The 16,594-nt window shown below is 63.3% G+C and carries 17 protein-coding genes; 15 read left to right on the forward strand and 2 right to left on the reverse strand.

Annotated features, from left to right (window positions below; genetic code table 11):
* Positions 1 to 184: hypothetical protein (locus tag AC0L2U_RS14145; protein WP_473602069.1), on the forward strand; the 184-nt coding region annotated here is incomplete at its 5' end.
* Here the strand turns inward: AC0L2U_RS14145 and AC0L2U_RS14150 are convergent.
* Positions 181 to 813, reverse strand: coding sequence for an HAD family hydrolase (locus AC0L2U_RS14150; RefSeq protein WP_292704151.1), 633 nt, complete (start codon positions 811 to 813; stop codon positions 181 to 183). The genes AC0L2U_RS14145 and AC0L2U_RS14150 overlap by 4 nt on opposite strands.
* A gap of 258 nt (positions 814 to 1,071) precedes the next feature.
* On the opposite strand from AC0L2U_RS14150, the gene AC0L2U_RS14155 reads away from it, so the two are divergent.
* Complete coding sequence (locus tag AC0L2U_RS14155; protein WP_127268413.1) at positions 1,072 to 2,031, forward strand: sugar-binding transcriptional regulator; 960 nt, start codon at positions 1,072 to 1,074, stop codon at positions 2,029 to 2,031.
* A gap of 37 nt (positions 2,032 to 2,068) precedes the next feature.
* Here AC0L2U_RS14155 and AC0L2U_RS14160 read toward each other — a convergent pair whose 3' ends face one another.
* Complete coding sequence (locus AC0L2U_RS14160) at positions 2,069 to 2,254, reverse strand: hypothetical protein (protein WP_127397766.1); 186 nt, start codon at positions 2,252 to 2,254, stop codon at positions 2,069 to 2,071.
* Between the two features lie 110 nt (positions 2,255 to 2,364).
* On the opposite strand from AC0L2U_RS14160, the gene gcvA reads away from it, so the two are divergent.
* The 13 genes from gcvA to AC0L2U_RS14225 all read left to right on the forward strand — a co-directional run bounded on the left by gcvA (position 2,365) and on the right by AC0L2U_RS14225 (position 16,590).
* Positions 2,365 to 3,270, forward strand: coding sequence for a transcriptional regulator GcvA (gene gcvA / locus AC0L2U_RS14165; RefSeq protein ID WP_127808328.1), 906 nt, complete (start codon positions 2,365 to 2,367; stop codon positions 3,268 to 3,270).
* A gap of 225 nt (positions 3,271 to 3,495) precedes the next feature.
* Positions 3,496 to 4,806: an ABC transporter substrate-binding protein gene (locus AC0L2U_RS14170; RefSeq protein WP_128289362.1), complete on the forward strand. Its 1,311-nt coding sequence runs from the start codon at positions 3,496 to 3,498 to the stop codon at positions 4,804 to 4,806.
* Positions 4,807 to 4,930: 124 nt separating this feature from the next.
* A complete protein-coding gene (locus AC0L2U_RS14175) occupies positions 4,931 to 5,803 on the forward strand; it encodes a carbohydrate ABC transporter permease (protein WP_128289361.1) in 873 nt (290 codons plus the stop codon).
* Positions 5,804 to 5,814: 11 nt separating this feature from the next.
* Positions 5,815 to 6,639, forward strand: coding sequence for a carbohydrate ABC transporter permease (locus tag AC0L2U_RS14180; RefSeq protein WP_023810705.1), 825 nt, complete (start codon positions 5,815 to 5,817; stop codon positions 6,637 to 6,639).
* 69 nt (positions 6,640 to 6,708) lie between these two features.
* Complete coding sequence (locus AC0L2U_RS14185) at positions 6,709 to 7,707, forward strand: ABC transporter ATP-binding protein (RefSeq protein WP_127330447.1); 999 nt, start codon at positions 6,709 to 6,711, stop codon at positions 7,705 to 7,707.
* 2 nt (positions 7,708 to 7,709) lie between these two features.
* Entirely contained in the window at positions 7,710 to 8,480 is a 771-nt protein-coding gene (locus AC0L2U_RS14190; RefSeq protein WP_128289360.1) for an L-iditol 2-dehydrogenase, read from the forward strand.
* Positions 8,481 to 8,625: 145 nt separating this feature from the next.
* Positions 8,626 to 10,104: a mannitol dehydrogenase family protein gene (locus tag AC0L2U_RS14195; protein ID WP_128289359.1), complete on the forward strand. Its 1,479-nt coding sequence runs from the start codon at positions 8,626 to 8,628 to the stop codon at positions 10,102 to 10,104.
* Between the two features lie 15 nt (positions 10,105 to 10,119).
* Entirely contained in the window at positions 10,120 to 10,803 is a 684-nt protein-coding gene (locus AC0L2U_RS14200) for an HAD family hydrolase (protein WP_127396879.1), read from the forward strand.
* Complete coding sequence (locus tag AC0L2U_RS14205; RefSeq protein ID WP_473602070.1) at positions 10,800 to 12,386, forward strand: FGGY-family carbohydrate kinase; 1,587 nt, start codon at positions 10,800 to 10,802, stop codon at positions 12,384 to 12,386. Before AC0L2U_RS14200 ends, AC0L2U_RS14205 begins: the two co-directional genes overlap by 4 nt.
* Positions 12,387 to 12,553: 167 nt before the next feature.
* A complete protein-coding gene (locus AC0L2U_RS14210) occupies positions 12,554 to 13,957 on the forward strand; it encodes an MATE family efflux transporter (protein ID WP_473563931.1) in 1,404 nt (467 codons plus the stop codon).
* Positions 13,958 to 14,184: 227 nt separating this feature from the next.
* Positions 14,185 to 14,904 carry a FadR/GntR family transcriptional regulator gene (locus AC0L2U_RS14215; RefSeq protein WP_292353218.1) on the forward strand — a complete coding sequence of 240 codons (720 nt, stop codon included), beginning with the start codon at positions 14,185 to 14,187 and terminating at the stop codon, positions 14,902 to 14,904.
* A gap of 55 nt (positions 14,905 to 14,959) precedes the next feature.
* Complete coding sequence (locus AC0L2U_RS14220; protein ID WP_473602071.1) at positions 14,960 to 15,934, forward strand: sialic acid TRAP transporter substrate-binding protein SiaP; 975 nt, start codon at positions 14,960 to 14,962, stop codon at positions 15,932 to 15,934.
* A gap of 83 nt (positions 15,935 to 16,017) precedes the next feature.
* Complete coding sequence (locus tag AC0L2U_RS14225; protein ID WP_473602072.1) at positions 16,018 to 16,590, forward strand: TRAP transporter small permease; 573 nt, start codon at positions 16,018 to 16,020, stop codon at positions 16,588 to 16,590.
* Positions 16,591 to 16,594: the final 4 nt, after the last annotated feature.

Genomic DNA, 16,594 nt, shown 5'->3' on the forward strand with positions numbered 1-16,594 from the left:
GTTCGCCGCAGCGCCGCGCCAACCCAACCGCTTGGCGCTGCCGCGAACCCATCATAAGGGGGAAAACTGTTACCTATGTATCCGGTTCAAACTGTTACCCATCTATCGGCTGGACAGCTCTTATTCGCCGGTTTCGCCAATCATCGACGTCGCAGGAAGAGCCACCCACTTTCCCCAAGCTTAAAGCCCCAGTTCAGTCCGCAATTCCTCGGTGCTGTTGATGACGATAGCGCCGGGCGGGCCTTCCATCGGCTTTTCCGGCCAGAAGATCGTTTTCATGCCCGCCGCCAGTCCCGCCATGGCGCCCGGCCAGCTGTCGTCGATCGCCACGGCGTGCGCGGGGTCGACATCGGCCAGATAGGCGGCGCGCAGGAACGGCTCGGCATGCGGCTTGCCTTCGCGCACATCGTTGCGGCTGATCGTCTTCATGCCGGGGTAGATCAGGCCGACCATGCTCAGATTGGCGTCGACGATCATCCGGTCCGAATTCGAGACCACGGCCTGCTGGATGCCTCTTGCACGAAGCTCGTTGAAGATCTCGATCGCGCCGGGGCGCGGCTTCAAGCTCTCCACCAGCGGCAGATAATGCTCGTATTTGCGCACGATCCAGTCGTCGAAAGGCAGGTCCAGGCCGAACTCGTCGCGCATCATCTCGTAGACCGGCCAGGCGGCGACGCCGAGCACGCGCTCATGCAGATCGTCCGGCGGGACAAGGCCGACATTGCGCATCGCCGCCACCAGGGCTGCTTCGTGCAACGGTTCGCTGTCGACCAGCGTGCCGTCCATGTCCCAGAAAACCGCTTTCGGCATCATGCGAGGCTCCTTTTTGCCATCCCTTAAAGGGTTTGAGCCGGGAGATAAACCTTCGGGATCGAAGAACGTGCCGCCTGCCGCGGCCGCGGCCAAGTCTCTTTGGCGACAGAGACTTCGTGGGAGAAGAAAAACTGGGCCGTGCTTACGTCGATGAATAGCAAGCAATTGCCCCCGAGATTGACAATTGCGCAGGAGGCTGTTCCCTGCGAAAGTGAGCATGGGCCGCTCTCATGACCGGCGGTCTCGGGAGGCAGGACCTTGAATAGCCGGCAGGATGGTGGCAGCAACAGGCTGGACGATGCGGCGCGCGCCGGCTGGCTTTATTATGTTGCCGGCAACACACAGGACCAGATCGCTTCGACGCTCGGCATTTCGCGGCAAACGGCGCAGCGGCTGGTATCGCTGGCGGTGTCGGAGGGCTTGATCAAGGTTCGCGTCGACCATCCGATCGCCAACTGCCTCGATCTGGCGGCACGGCTGAGATCGCGCTTTGCGCTCGATCTGGTCGAGGTGGTGCCGAGCGACCCCAATTCGTCCTCGACCACGATCGGCATCGCCGAGGCGGCTGCCGCCGAGATCGAGCGGCGGTTGCGGTCACCGACCCCGATCGTCATGGCGATCGGCACCGGGCGCACGCTGAAGGCGGCGATCGAGCAGTTGCCGCCGATGGAATGCCCGCAGCACAAGGTGGTGTCGTTGACCGGCAACATCTCGCCGGACGGCTCGGCAGCCTTCTACAACGTCATCTTCACCATGGCCGACAGGGTCAAGGCGCGCTCGTTCCCGATGCCGCTGCCGGTCATCGCCTCGTCGCCGGAGGAGCGCGAGATGCTGCTCAACCAGCCGATGATCCAGCCGACGCTTGCGCTTGCCGCCGAGGCCGACGTCACCTTCATCGGCATCGGCGATCTCGGCCCAAAGGCGCCGCTCTACGAAGACGGCTTCATTTCGGAGAGCGAATTGAAGGCGCTGCAGAAGGCCGGCGGCATCGCCGAGATCGTCGGCTGGGTATTCGACAGGGAGGGCCGCATGATCGAGGGCATCACCAACGACCGGGTGTCGTCGGCGTCGCTTCCGTCACGCGAGAAATCGCTGGTCATCGCACTGGCCATGGGCGAACGAAAGCTGCCAGGCATCCTGGCGGCCGCGAACCGGCGGCTGATCAACGGCCTCATCACCGATGAACGGACCGCCGCCGCCCTGCTGGCCAACATCTGACCGGAACCACACCTGATTTGCGATAAAACCAGCCGCGCTAGCTGTGCCGCCCGAAAGGGTCATTGCCATCGAGAAAACCGAGATCGCGCTGCAGATGCGGCGACAGGTCCCTGATGTCGAGATGTGCCCGTTTTTTGACCGCGAACCAGCCGAATCCATCCGTAAGCCACGAAAACCAGCGGTGATCCGGAGCGGGAGTGCATTTCTGCTGCGCCATGGTCATGATCGTCAACCTTCGCTATCCTGAACCCGAATGACGGGTTGACTGGGAATGTCGGTCTTGACGGCGGCCTTTGCCAATCGAACGTCGATAAGGACCCATAAGGAGGCTTTATGCCGGACCTGAGCTCTCGGCAGGTTTCACAGCTTCCGCCGCTGCAGGCGATCCGGGTGTTCGAAGCGGTGGCGCGGCATCTTTCCTTCACCAAGGCCGCCGGCGAACTCGCCATGACGCAGGCAGCGGTCAGCTATCAGATCAAGGTGCTGGAGGAACGGGTCGGCGCACCGCTGTTCCTGCGCCGGCCGCGCCAGATCGCACTCACCGAGGCCGGACAGCGCCTCGCGCCGGCGGTCAGCGAGGCCTTTGCCATTCTCGGCCAGGCCTATGCGGCGGCGCGTGGCGGCGCCGATGGATTGCTGTGCGTCACGACGGTGCTGACCTTTGCCTCGAACTGGCTGGCGCACCATCTGGGCTCTTTCCAGATCGCTCATCCCTCCCTTGCCGTGCGGCTCGAAACGTCGAGCCGGCTGACGGATTTCGCCCGCGAGGATGTCGACCTCGCCATCCGGTCGGGCGGCGGCAAATGGCCGGGGCTGGAAGCCTACAAGCTGCTCGATGCCGACTTCACCCCGATGCTGAGCCCGAAGCTCGCGGCAAGCATCGGCGGCGTCAGGGAACCGGCGGACCTGTTGCGGCTGCCGATCCTCGATCCCGGCGACATCTGGTGGACGCAATGGTTCGAGGCTGCCGGCGTGCATTCGCACGATCTTGCCAAGCGGCCCGGCAGCAGCATGGGCGCGCAGGCCTATGAGGCCAATGCGGCGATCGCCGGTCATGGCGTCGCGGTCCTGACCAGGGCGCTGTTCAAGGCGGAACTTGCCGACGGGCGCCTGATCCAGCCTTTCGATCTTGTTGGCGACGACGGCCATGCCTATTGGCTGGTCTACCCCGAAGCGCGCCGCAACGTGCCGAAGATCCGTGCCTTCCGCGACTGGCTGCTGGCCGAGATCGCCGGCTGACCGGCAAGCTTTCGGGCTGCACCTGGTTTTCGCAGATCTATCCGCTGCTGCCTCACTGTATCCGGCCGGGATGATTCTCGCCCTGGCAATTTCCGCTCGTCCCGGCCTGCGGTGTCGCCCGGGTGCTGCGCTGCAGCATCGAATCCGACTTGACATAATTCACGCCAAGTGAGTAATTGCCCAAAGCCAAGGCAAATGCTCATCTTGGTTCAAGGGAGGAATTTGATGAAACTTCGCACGCTCACCCTGGGCTTGTTGTCGGCCAGCACGCTTGCGTTCGCCGCACACGCCGAATCCATCACCATCGCCACCGTCAACAATGGCGATATGGTCCGCATGCAAAAGCTGACCGACGACTTCACCAAGGCGAACCCGGACATCCAGCTCAACTGGGTCACGCTCGAAGAAAACGTGCTGCGCGAGCGCGTCACCACCGACATCGCCACCAAGGGCGGCCAGTACGACGTGATGACCATCGGTACCTACGAGGTTCCGATCTGGGCCAAGCAGAGCTGGCTGCTGCCGCTCGACAAGCTCGGCGACGACTATGACGCCAAGGACATCATCCCCGCCATCGCCGGCGGCCTTTCGGTCGACGGCAAGCTCTATGCCGCGCCCTTCTACGGCGAAAGCTCCTTCGTCATGTACCGCAAGGACCTGATGGAGAAGGCCGGACTGAAGATGCCCGACGCGCCGACCTGGGACTTCATCAAGCAGGCCGCCGACAAGATGACCGACCGCGCGAATGGCGTGAACGGTGTCTGCCTGCGCGGCAAGGCCGGCTGGGGCGAGAACATGGCCTTCCTGACCGCCATGTCGAACTCCTTCGGCGCCCGCTGGTTCGACGAGAACTGGAAGCCGCAGTTCGATCAGCCGGAATGGAAGAACACGCTGCAGTTCTATGTCGACCTGATGAAGGCCGACGGCCCCGAGGGTGCGTCCTCCAACGGCTTCAACGAAAACCTGGCGCTGTTCCAGCAGGGCAAGTGCGGCATGTGGATCGACGCCACCGTCGCTGCGTCCTTCGTATCCGATCCCAAGGCATCGCAGGTCGCCGACAAGGTTGGATATGCGCTGGCACCCGACAATGGCCTGGGCAAGCGCGGCAATTGGCTGTGGGCATGGTCGCTGGCGATCCCCGCCGGCACGCAGAAGGCCGATGCCGCCCAGAAGTTCGTCTCCTGGGCGACCAGCAAGCACTACGCCGAACTGGTCGCTTCGAAGGAAGGCTGGGCCAACGTTCCTCCGGGCACGCGCTCCTCGCTCTATGCCAACGCCGAGTACCAGAAGGCGGCTCCGTTCGCCAAGATGACGCTGGACTCCATCAACGCCGCCGACCCGACGCATCCGACCGTCAAGCCGGTGCCCTATGTCGGCGTACAGTTCGTCGCCATCCCTGAGTTCCAGGGTCTTGGCACCACGGTCGGCCAGCTCTTCTCGGCGGCTCTTGCCGGCCAGTCGAGCGTCGACGACGCGCTGAAGCAGGCCCAGGACGCTGCCACCGCGGCAATGACCGAAGGCGGATACATCAAGTAAGGCTCCTCCCGGTGCCGACTGCCGGTCGCCTCCTTGACCGGCAACGGCCGCCCGAGTTCCCAGTTCGGGCGGCCGCCTTTAACGCCTTTTGAAAATTCCGTCTGACCAGTGAAGGGTGACCGTCATGGCTACTCAGCAGACCCGTTCGCTTGCCCGTTTCATGATGGCGCCATCCGTGGTGCTGCTGTTCGTCTGGATGATTGTGCCGCTGGTCATCACCATCTGGTTCTCTTTCCAGCAATACAACCCGCTCAATCCGGTCCGCGACGGCTTTGTCGGCTTCTCGAATTACGCGCTGTTCTATTCCAACCCGGCCTTCCTGCAATCGATCCTCAACACGCTCACCCTGGTGGTCAGCGTGCTCCTGATCACGGTGATCGGCGGTATCCTTCTGGCGCTGCTGATCGATCAGCCGATGTGGGGCCAGGGCGTCGTGCGCATCCTGGTCATTTCGCCGTTCTTCGTCATGCCGCCGGTGGCCGCATTGGTGTGGAAGAACATGATCATGCACCCGCAATATGGGGTGTTCGCCGACATAGCGCGCTTCTTCGGGGCCCAGCCGATCGACTGGTTCGGGCAGCATCCGATGCTGGCGATCATCATCATCGTCGCCTGGCAATGGCTGCCTTTCGCCACGCTCATTCTCTTGACCGCGCTGCAGTCGCTCGACGGCGAGCAGAAGGAAGCCGCCGAGATGGACGGCGCCGGCTTCATCAGCCGCTTCATCTATCTGACGCTGCCGCACATGTCGCGCGCCATCACGGTCGTCATCCTGATCCAGACGATCTTCCTTCTCTCCGTCTATGCCGAGATCCTCGTCACCACCAATGGCGGCCCGGGATACGCCTCCACCAACCTGCCCTTCCTCGTCTACCAGAAGGCGTTGCTGGAGTTCAAAATCGGCCAGGCATCCGCCGGCGGTGTGATCGCCGTCATTCTCGCCAACATCGTTGCCTTCTTCGCCATGCGCGCCGTCGGCAAGAACCTGGACAAGTAAGGGAGGCTACTATGGCACGCTCAGTCACCACCCAGCACAAGACGATTGCGACAGTTGCCGCCTGGATCGTCGCCCTGCTGATCTTCTTCCCGATCCTCTACACGATCATCACCTCGTTCAAGTCGGAGCAGGAAGCCATCCAGGGCTTCAGCATCATCCCGTCGGGAACGTTCGAGAGCTATGCCGAGGTCCAGGCGCAGAGCGGCTACTTCAAGTTCTTCTTCAACTCGGTGCTGCTCTCGGTCGGCTCGACCATCCTGGCCCTGCTCGTCGCCATACCGGCGGCATGGTCGATGGCCTTCTCGCCGACCAAGCGGACCAAGGACATCTTGATGTGGATGCTGTCCACCAAGATGATGCCCGCGGTCGCGGTGCTGTTCCCGATCTACCTGATCTTCCGCGATACAGGACTGCTCGACAGCCGCATCGGCCTGATGATCATGCTGATGCTGATCAACCTGCCGATCGTGGTGTGGATGCTCTACACCTATTTCCGCGAAATACCGGGCGAGATCCTGGAAGCGGCGCGCATGGACGGCGCGTCGCTGTGGAACGAGATCGTCTATGTGCTGACGCCGATGGCGGTGCCGGGCATCGCTTCGACGATGCTGCTCAACATCATCCTGGCCTGGAACGAGGCATTCTGGACCATCCGGCTGACGACGACGGAAGCAGCACCGCTGACCGCCTTCATCAGCTCGTTCTCCAGCCCGCAAGGCCTGTTCTGGGCCAAGCTTTCGGCCGCCTCGACACTGGCCATCGCGCCGATCCTGATCATGGGCTGGTTCAGCCAGAAGCAGCTGGTGCGCGGCCTGACATTTGGTGCGGTCAAATAGTTGGTGGTGCGGTGAAGTAACGGAATTGCCCGAAGCAATCGGCAGAAATAACCCCTCGGGGAGGAAATCATGGGAAATATCACGCTCAAGAACGTCTCCAAATCCTTCGGAGCGACGTCCATCATCCCCGGTCTCGACCTGGTGATCGAGAATGGCGAGTTCGTCGTCTTCGTCGGCCCGTCGGGTTGCGGCAAGTCAACGCTGCTGCGGCTGATCGCCGGGCTCGAGGACACCAGCGGCGGCTCCATCAACATCGACGGCCGCGACGTCACCGGCGAGGCACCGGCCAAGCGCAAGCTCGCCATGGTGTTCCAGTCCTACGCGCTCTATCCGCACATGACGGTGGCCAAGAACATCGGCTTCCCGCTGAAGATGGCCGGCGAGGACAAGGCGACGATCGACAAGAAGGTGGGAGACGCGGCGCGCGTGCTCAACCTGACGAACTATCTCGAACGCCGGCCCGGCCAGCTTTCCGGCGGCCAGCGCCAGCGCGTCGCCATCGGCCGCGCCATCGTGCGTCAGCCGACCGCCTTCCTGTTCGACGAACCGCTGTCCAATCTCGATGCGGCACTGCGCGGCACCATGCGGCTGGAGATCAGCGAGCTGCACCATCAGCTCAAGACGACCATGATCTACGTTACCCATGACCAGGTCGAAGCCATGACCATGGCCGACAAGATCGTCGTGCTGAACGCCGGCAACATCGAGCAGGTCGGCTCGCCGATGGAGCTCTACAAGACGCCGAAGAACCTGTTCGTCGCCGGCTTCATCGGCTCGCCGAAGATGAACCTGATCGAAGGCGCGCCGGCTGCCAAAAACGGCGCCAAGACCATCGGCATCCGTCCCGAACACCTGGAGATCTCGACCACGGCGGGCGAATGGAAGGCGGTCGTCGGCGTCGCCGAGCATCTCGGCTCCGACACCTTCCTGCATGTCCAGGCCGATGGCGTCGGTCCGCTGACGGTGCGCGCCGACGGCGAACTCGGCGTCCATCATGGCGACACCATCTATCTAACGCCCGACAAGGCCAAGCTGCATCGCTTCGGCGCCGACGGGAAGGCAATCTGAACATGCGGCTGGCCGGCAAATCCGCGCTGATCACAGGTTCGGCCCGCGGCATCGGCAGAGCCTTCGCCGAAGCCTATGCCGGCGAAGGCGCCACCGTCGCCATAGCCGACATCAATCTCGAGGCGGCGCAGAAGACGGCCGCCGAGATCGGCGGCAGGGCCTATGCGGTCAAGCTCGACGTCACCGACCTCGCCTCCATCGAGGCGGCGGTGAAAGCCGTCGAGACGAAGACCGGCGGCCTCGATATCCTGATCAACAACGCCGCTCTTTTCGATCTGGCACCGATCGTCGAGATCACCAAGGCAAGCTACGATAAATTGTTTTCCGTCAATGTCGCTGGCACGCTGTTCATGCTGCAGGCAGCCGCCCGCTCGATGATCGCGGCTGGCCGGGGCGGCAGGATCATCAACATGGCAAGCCAGGCCGGGCGACGCGGCGAGGCGCTGGTCGGCGTCTATTGCGCCACCAAAGCCGCCGTCATTTCGCTGACACAGTCAGCGGGGCTCGACCTGATCAAGCACCGCATCAACGTCAACGCGATTGCCCCTGGCGTCGTCGACGGCGAGCACTGGGATCACGTCGATTCGCTGTTCGCCAAATATGAGAACCGGCCGAAGGGCGAGAAGAAGAAGCTGGTCGGCGAGACAGTGCCGTATGGCCGCATGGGCACGGCGCAGGACCTCACCGGCATGGCGGTTTTTCTCGCCAGCAGCGACGCCGAATACATCGTCGCCCAGACCTACAATGTCGACGGCGGCCAGTGGATGAGTTGAGGCGGGGGACGGCCTCTGCTCCTCGTCCCTCCGCGGGGAGCAGAGGCCGACATCAGCGGGCGCGTAGCCAGTGCCACCCCTTATCCTCTCCCCGACCGGGAGAGGAGCGTAACGAAGGCCTAGATCCGGCCAAAGGGTAAAACAGATGACCGTGAAACTCTCGTCCTCAAACCTCTCCAAACTGCCCGCTGAGGTCGCCGGGCCGAACTATGACCGCGCGACATTGAAGGCCGGCATCGTGCATTTCGGCGTCGGCAATTTCCATCGCTCGCATCAGGCCGTCTATCTCGACGATCTGTTCAATTCGGGCATCGGCCATGACTGGGCACTGATCGGCGCCGGCGTGTTCGACGGTGAAAAGATCGGCCGCGGCAAACTGGAAGAGCAGGACTGGCTGACCACGGTGGTCGAGCAGGACAGCGGCCATATGAGCGCCCGGGTCACCGGCGCCATGATCGACTTCCTGATGCCCGGCGATGCGGCCGGCATCATCGAACGGCTGGCCGACCCGGCGATCAAGATCGTTTCGCTGACCATCACCGAGGGCGGTTATTTCATCGATCCGGCATCCGGCGTGTTCAACCCGACCCACCCCGACATCGTCGCCGATGCGCAGCCCGGCGCGACACCGAAGACGGTGTTCGGCATCATCCTTGCCGGGCTGGTGCGGCGGCGCGATGAAGGCACCGTGCCGTTCACGGTCATGTCGTGCGACAACATTCCCCACAACGGCCATGTCACCTCGGACGGCGTCATCGGCCTGGCCCGTTTGATCGACGAGGATCTGGCGAACTGGGCCAGCGAGCATGTCGCCTTCCCGAACGGCATGGTCGATCGCATCACGCCGGCCACCACGGACCGCGAACGCGGCATCCTGGCCAAGGATTTTGGCCTCGAGGACAATTGGCCGGTATTCTGCGAGCCGTTCCGGCAATGGGTGCTGGAGGACCATTTCACCGGCGGCCGGCCGCCACTGGAAAAGGTCGGCGTGCAGTTCGTCAAAGACGTTGCGCCCTATGAATTGATGAAGATCCGCATCCTCAATGGCGGCCACGCGACGATTGCCTATCCGGCCGGCCTGATGGACATCCATTTCGTCCATGAGGCGATGCAGGAGCCACTGGTGAGCGGTTTCCTGGCCAAGCTCGAACGGGACGAAATCATCCCGACGGTGCCGCCGGTGCCGGACACGGTCCTAGAAGATTATTACCAGCTCATCGAGAGCCGCTTTTCCAATCCCAAGATCGGCGACACGGTGCGCCGGCTCTGCCTCGACGGCTCCAACCGCCAGCCGAAATTCATCATCCCGACCATCTCCGACCGGCTGAAGGCCGGAAAGAGCGTCGCCGGCCTGGCGCTGGAATCGGCATTGTGGTGCCGCTACTGCTTCGGCACCACCGACAGCGGCGCCGTCATCGAGCCCAACGACCCGAGCTGGGACCGGCTGCAGGCGACGGCAAAGGCGGCAAAGGATGCTCCCGCCGCCTGGCTCGCCATGGAGGACATCTATGGCGATGTCGGTCGCGCAACGGCGTTTGTCGAGGCCTTCGCCCATGCGCTCAACGTGCTGTGGGCGAACGGCGCACGCGCGACGCTGACGCGCTACCTCGCCGGCAAGCTCTGAGAGCCATTCTCGGCCATGACGCCTGAACTGGTCATCTTCGACTGCGATGGCGTGCTGGTCGACAGCGAGGCGCTCTCCGTCTCGGCGCTGCTCGGCATGGTCAAAGTCGCCGGCGGCAGCGTCAGTGAGGATGCCGCCTACGAGCATTTCCTCGGCAGGAGCATGAAAAGCGTGCGCGAGATCCTCGGCCGCGACTTCGGGCTCGATATCACAGACCTGCACCTGACCGAGATGCGCGTCGAACTGATGCGCAAATTCCGCGAGGAGCTGAAGCCGATCGCCGGCGTCAAGAAGATGCTGCCGAAGCTTGGGCTGCCGTTCTGTGTCGCGTCCTCAGGCACGCTCGACCGCATCCGCTACGCGCTCGACGTCACCGGATTGCTTGGGCTGATGGAACCGCATCTGTTCAGTGCCACCATGGTGGCCAAGGGAAAGCCGGCGCCGGATCTGTTCCTGCATGCCGCCGCCAGCATGCGGGCCCATCCGCGCAAATGTCTCGTCGTCGAGGACAGCCCGGCCGGCATCATTGCTGCGCGCGCGGCGGGGATGCGCGTGTTTGCCTTCACCGGCGGCTCGCATGCCGGCAACCCGACCTTGAAAGCGCGGCTTGCGTCGAGTGAGCCGGACTTTATATTCGCTGACATGCTGCAATTGCCCGATCTGATTGCAGGCCTGGGAGCGAGAGACAGAGCATCTTGACGAAACAGTTCGTTTGCGCGGTCGATGTCGGCACCGGGAGCGCTCGCGCGGGCATTCTCGACACCACAGGCACCTTGCTCGGTCGCGCCGAGCGGCCGATCGCCATGAACCAGCCGAAGCCCGATCACGCCGAGCATGATTCGCGCGACATATGGTCTTCTGTCTGCACCGCCGTGCGTGCTGCCCGCGAAAAAGCCGGTGTCGAGCCTGAGGACATTGTCGGCATCTCCTTCGATGCCACCTGTTCGCTGGTGGTGCGCGACCGGCAAGGCGGCCAGCTCAGCGTCTCGACCACGGGCGACAAGCGCTGGGACACCATCGTCTGGCTCGACCACCGCGCCATCGCCGAGGCCGACGAATGCACGGCAAGCGGCCACGCCGTGCTGAATTACATCGGCGGCGTCATGTCACCGGAAATGGCGACGCCGAAGCTGATGTGGCTGAAGCGCAATTTGCCGCGGACGTGGAATGAAGCCGGCTATTTATTCGACCTGACCGATTTCCTGACCTGGCAAGCGACGGGCTCGCTGGCCCGCTCGCAATGCACGCTGACCGCCAAATGGACCTATCTGGCGCATGAGGAGACAGGCTGGCGGCGCGATTTCTTCGAACTCGTCGGCCTCGACGATCTTTTCGAGCACGGCAGCCTGCCGGAAAAGGCCAGTCCCGTCGGCGCCGATATCGGTCGATTGACGGCGCAAGCGGCGGCCGAACTTGGGCTGAGCGAGAAATGCCGGGTCGGCGCCGGGGTCATCGATGCCTATGCCGGCGCGCTTGGCGTGCTCGGCGGCTTTGCCGATGACGAACAGGATATCGGCCGGCATTTGGCGCTGATCGCCGGCACGTCGAGCTGCGTCATGGCGATGTCGCCGGATCCGCAGCCCTTCGCCGGCGTCTGGGGGCCATATTACGGCGCGGCACTGCCCAGGCTGTGGCTGTCGGAAGGCGGCCAGTCGGCGACCGGCGCCCTGCTCGACCACATCATCCGCTGGCACGGCGCCGGCGGCGAGCCGGATGCCGCCATGCATGCGAAGATCGCCAGGCGTGTCGCCGAGCTGCGCGCCACCGAGGGCGACAACCTCGCCGCAAGGCTGCATGTGCTGCCCGACTTTCACGGCAACCGCTCACCGCTCGCCGATCCGCATGCCGTCGGCGTCGTCAGCGGGCTGACGCTGGACTCCTCCTTCGACAGCCTGTGCAAGCTCTACTGGCGCACCGCCGTCGGCATCGCGCTCGGCGTGCGCCACGTGCTGGAGGCGCTGAACGAGAACGGTTATCTGATCGACACGCTGCACGTCACCGGCGGCCATACCAAGAACCCGCTGCTGATGGAGCTCTATGCCGACGCCACCGGCTGCACGGTGATCGAGCCGCTGGCCGACGAGGCGGTGCTGCTCGGCACCGGCATGATCGCAGCCACCGCGGCCGGGCTGTTTCCCGACCTCAACGCGGCCTGTCTTGCCATGCAGCAAGGCGGCCGGACGCGCCCGTCGAACCCGAAATCATCAGGGCGTTTCGAGCGCGACTACAAGGTTTTCCTCGAGATGCACCGCCAGCGGCGGATGCTGGACGCGATCCGCTAGAGCATCGGGGCCGGTCGCTGGCTCAATCCGTTCCCGTCCCTCCTCTCTTGCCTTCATGTCGCGTTTCGTCCAGAAGCTGACGCAAACGCCGCGAAACCGAAGGTTTTGCCGTTTGACATGCGGCTTCCGGCTCTGGCCGACGTGCCGTAGCTGGAAAGAGCGGAACAATGTCTGCGATCGAAGCCGGCGCTCGCGCGCCGGAAAATCTTTGGCGTCAGGAAATCAGGGCGACGCTGGCGCTTGCCTGGCCGATGGTGCTGACCAATCTCGGCCAGACCGCGATGACTGCCACCGACGTCATGATGATGGGTCGTCTGGGGCCGGACACGCTGGCCAGCGGCGCGCTTGGCGCCAACCTTTATTTCATGCCGCTGATCTTCGGCCTCGGCCTGATGCTGGCGACCTCGCCGATGATCGCTACCGAGCTCGGCCGCCGCCGCTATTCGGTGCGCGACCTGCGCCGCACCGTGCGCCAGGGCCTGTGGCTGGCGATCCTGATCTCGATCCCGATCTGGCTCGTGCTTTGGCACGGCGAGGGCATTCTATTGGCCATGGGCCAGGACCCGGCGCTCGCCCGTCAGGCCGGCATCTATCTGCGCTGGCTCGAATGGGCGGTGCTGCCGTTCTACTTCTATATCGTGCTGCGCTCGTTCATCTCGGCGCTGGAACGGCCGGGCTGGGCGCTGGTCATCGTCTTCGTCGCCGTCGCCTGCAACGTCTTCTTCAACTGGGTGTTCATGTTCGGCAATCTCGGCGTGCCGGCAATGGGCATTGCCGGGTCGGGCCTTGCCACCTCGTTGTCCTCAGCGCTGATGTTCATCGGCATGGCTGCCGTGGTGATGCTGGAGAAGAAGTTCCGCCGCTACCGTCTGTTCGGCCGCTTCTGGCGGTCCGACTGGCCGCGCTTCAAGGGCCTGTTGCGGCTCGGCCTGCCGATTGCCGGCATTCTCGCCTTCGAGGTGACGATCTTCAATGCGGCGGCCCTGCTGATGGGCCTGATCGACGCGGATTCGCTGGCCGCGCACGCAATCGCCATCCAGATCGCCTCGATCTCCTTCATGGTGCCGCTCGGCCTCAACCAGGCGGTGACGGTGCGCGTCGGGCTTGCGCATGGCGCCGGTAATCCGGAAGGCGTCTCGCGCGCCGGCTGGACCGCCTTTGTCATCGGCGTCTCGTTCATGGCGCTGATGGGGCTGGTGATGATCCTGTGGCCGCATCCGCTGATCAGCGCCTTCATCGATCTGGGCAATCCGGCCAATGCCAGGGTGATCGAACTTGCCGTGTCGTTCCTCGTCTTCGCGGCGCTGTTCCAGGTCTTCGACGGCGCCCAGGCGGTGGCCGCCGGCATGCTGCGCGGCCTGCACGACACCAAGGTGCCGATGATCTATGCCGCGATCGGCTATTGGGGCGTCGGCCTGCCGCTCGGCGTGCTGCTCGCCTTCCATTTCGGCCTGCATGGCGTCGGCATCTGGATCGGCCTGTCGACGGGGCTGGCCGTGGTGGCCGCGCTGCTTCTGGCGCGCTGGCTGCGGCGGGATCGGATCGCGCCGACTTTTGCGTTTGGGCATTGAAAGTAGAAATGGCCGCCGGGCACCGGCGGCCGTTTTTGCTAACATTGAGGCTCATTGCCGGGCCTGCAGAATTGCCTCGAAACGTCCGCTAAGCGCCATGAGCCGACGCTTGGCATCGAGGCAATGAACGTCTCATCACTCTTGACTCGTGCCGCCCACAAGCTAAAGGTCAATTGGCCAGACCAATTTACCTGTTGTATTGAAGGCGACTTCGGGAGCAGGGAGCGATGCCTATTCAGGCTGTTGAGCCGCGTCGGCTTTATCGACAGGTCGCCGATCAATTGAGGCAGTTGATCGGCTCTGGTGAGTTTGCCGTTGGCGACCGTCTGCCGACGGAGCGGGAACTAGCCGACCAGTTGGGGATCTCGCGCCCGACGGTCCGTGAAGCGCTGATTGCGCTTGAGGTTGAGGGCCGCATACGCATTCGCGTAGGCTCTGGCATCTACGTCACTGCCCCGCCGCGCGCCGAAATACTCGCCGCAGAAACGGATGAAGGCCCGTTCGAACTGCTGCGGGCGCGGGAGTTCATCGAAGGTGCGATCGCCGCGGAAGCCGCTCTCCAGGTTCGGCCGACCGATCTCGATCTGCTGGACGATGCGCTGCGCCGGATGGACGACATAAGCCTGCCCGCCACGACGACCATCATGCTTGACCGGGAATTCCATACGACGGTGGCGGGCATCCTCGGCAACGCGGTGCTGGTGCGTTTTATCGGCGAGATGTTCGACCAGCGCATGAACCCCTATTTCGAACGTCTCTCGAGCTATTTCGAGAACAAGGACTCATGGCGGGCCGCCGCGGTAGAGCATCGCGCGGTGCGCGACGCGATTGCGGCGCGCGATCCGGAAAGGGCAAAGGCGGCGATGCAGGAGCATCTGCGTCGGTCGCAACTTCGATTCTCACGCAATTTCGGTGAGAGCCCCGCAACCATGGAGGTTGCGGAATAAAACCAGCCGGGAGGAGATCCGGCCGTCATCGGTCCAATCACAGGGAGGAATGAAGATGTTTTCAAGGTATACCGCACTGCTCTGCGCGATCGCCACGATCGCTCTGCCCATGGCTTCGGCCTCGGCACAAACGGCGTTGAAATGGGCGCATGTGTATGAAACGTCCGAGCCCTTCCACACGGAGGCCTTGTGGGCAGCAGAAGAAATCAAGAAGCGCACCGACGGCCGCTATACGATCGACGTGTTTCCGGCGTCCCAACTCGGCAAGGAAGCCGATATCAATCAGGGTCTGACCCTGGGCACGGTCGACATCATCATTTCCGGATCAAGCTTCGCGGCGCGCGAATTCCCGCCGATCGGGGTGACCTATTTTCCGTTCACCTTCCGCGATGCCGACCACCTGCTCGCTTACGCGAAAAGCGACAAATACAAGGAACTGACCGGCGGCTACGAGGAAGCATCCGGCCATCACATCACAGCAACGACCTACTACGGCACGCGCCATACCACCTCGAACCGCCCTATCGCGAAATGCGCGGACATGGCGGGCCTGAAGATCCGGGTGCCGGATGTGCCGGCCTACCTCGCAATGCCGCGCGCCTGCGGTGCCAACACTGCCCCGATCGCCTTCGCCGAGGTCTATCTGGCTCTGCAGCAGGGCACGGTCGAGGCACAGGAAAACCCGCTGACGACGATCGACGCGAAGAAATTCTACGAGGTGCAGAAGCACATCGTCCTGACCGGTCATATCGTCGACCATCTCAACACAATCGTGTCGAAATCGCGCTGGGCCGAGCTCTCTGACGCGGACAAGGCGGTCTTCACCGAAGTGATGCAGGAAGCCGCCGCGCGCGCCACCAAGATCATCGTGGATCGCGAGAAGGCCCTCGTTCAGACCTTCAAGGACCGCGGCCTGACCGTGACCGAAGTCGATCGGGCCGACTTCGAGAAGAACGTGACGGAAAAAGTGACGTTCGAGGAGTTCGGCTACCGCAAGGCAGATTGGGAGGCGATCCGCGCCATCAAGTAATCGCTTCAAACCGGTCCGGCGTATATGCGTCCGGACCGGTTTGGACAATGACAGCGCAGGTCGTTCAACCCGGAGCCATGCCGATGACTGAAGAGATTCACAACCCGGTGACAGCCGAAGAACTGGCGCATGCCTTCGAGGAGGAGACCGCGCCCGTCGACCTCTCTCGCTACGCAGTCGAGGACTGGGCGACGCTCGCCGTGTTCTGGGGCATGTCGCTCTGCGTCTTCCTGCAGTTCTTCACCCGCTATGTCCTCAACAACAGCTATGCCTGGACCGAAGAGATCGCGATCAACTGCCTTGTCGTCGTCGTGTTTCTGGGTTCCGTGATGTGCACCCGCATGTCGCGCCACATCCAAGTCGATGTGCTTTACCACTATCTGCCGGCGCGGGTCGGGCGCTATCTGGCGCTTGCGGTGAACCTGATCACCATCGGCTTTTTCGCCTACATGTCCTGGCTTCTGTGGCGCTATGTCGGGATCGTCCACCGCGAGCGGATGGTCACGATCAACCTGCCGCGCAACATCGTCTTCTACTCCGTCTTCGCCGGCTTCGTGCTGATGATGCTTCGCGCGGTCCAGGTGTTCGTCGGCAATGTTCGCCGCGGCTACTCGGTGCTCGAGCGCCCCGCCGCATTCGACGGGTTGGGGGAGTAAGGCG

It is taken from the genome of Mesorhizobium sp. WSM4808 (assembly GCF_055811675.1).